The sequence below is a fragment of the Gracilibacillus thailandensis genome, from assembly GCF_010994055.1.
GTDB classification, from domain to species: domain Bacteria; phylum Bacillota; class Bacilli; order Bacillales; family Amphibacillaceae; genus Gracilibacillus; species Gracilibacillus lacisalsi.
Map to the genome: position 1 here is coordinate 1 of NZ_WJID01000146.1, position 958 is coordinate 958.

At 37.7% G+C, this 958-nt stretch carries 1 protein-coding gene; it reads right to left on the reverse strand.

Annotated elements, in window-relative coordinates; genetic code table 11:
- Nucleotides 1–45: 45 nt before the first annotated feature.
- Nucleotides 46–958, reverse strand: a 913-nt coding sequence (locus GH715_RS21225; protein WP_163578835.1) for an IS3 family transposase, incomplete at its 5' end; no start/stop codon positions are given.

Below are 958 nucleotides of genomic sequence, written 5' to 3' on the forward strand. Positions count from 1 at the left end.
TGAACTGCACCCTGTCAAGTAGACAGTGGAAATAATAAAAAATGTTTAGGCGGCTTTAGCCCTATACTCCATGGGGCTAAGGCCGTTTAGTCGTTTTTGGTATCGTTCGTAATTATAAAATTGAATATATTCTTCAATGGCTTCAACCAACGCTTTGTACGTGTGATAGTCTTTTTGATGTAAATAATACTTTTCGCATTTCAATGTCCCCCAAAATGACTCCATTGGACCATTATCAATGCACCTTCCTACTCTCGACATGCTATGCTTCATCCCAGCATTATCAATGAGATATTTAAAGCCAGGTGAGGTATATTGATAACCACGATCACTATGGATTAAAGGTTTCGCATCTGATGACGTCTCTAAAGCTTGTTTCAACGTGTCAAAGACTAATGGATTATTATTAGAAGTACAGATTTTATAGCTTACAATGGATCCATCATACAAGTCTAGAATGGCACTTAAATAAGCTTTTTGGGACATGCCATATTTGAATTCCGTAACATCTGTAACCCATTTTTCGTTTGGTTTTGATGCTGTGAAGTCTCGATTCAATAGATTGTCTGCAACATGTTGTGGTGTGGACTTTGAATAACGTTTTTTCTTTCGGCGAATGACAGCCTGTATCCCTGCTATATTCATGAGACGATAAATACGTTTGTGATTAAATGGGCGGTCAAATTGACGTTCCAAATTCATGGTCATACGACGGTACCCATAAATCCCATTCACTTTTTGATGGAGATTTTCCATCTCTTCTAATAAAGTTTTATTTAGTTTATCCTCATCTGTTGGTGTTCGATTCAACCATTTGTAATAGGAGGCACGTGCCACCTTTGCTATCTCGCATAATAACATAATAGAAAAATTTTCTTCCTCGTAAAGTTGTTGAATCGCTAAATAGCGATTTTCTAAACGAACACGGGTTATGACCGCCCCCTTTCGATCTCCTCTA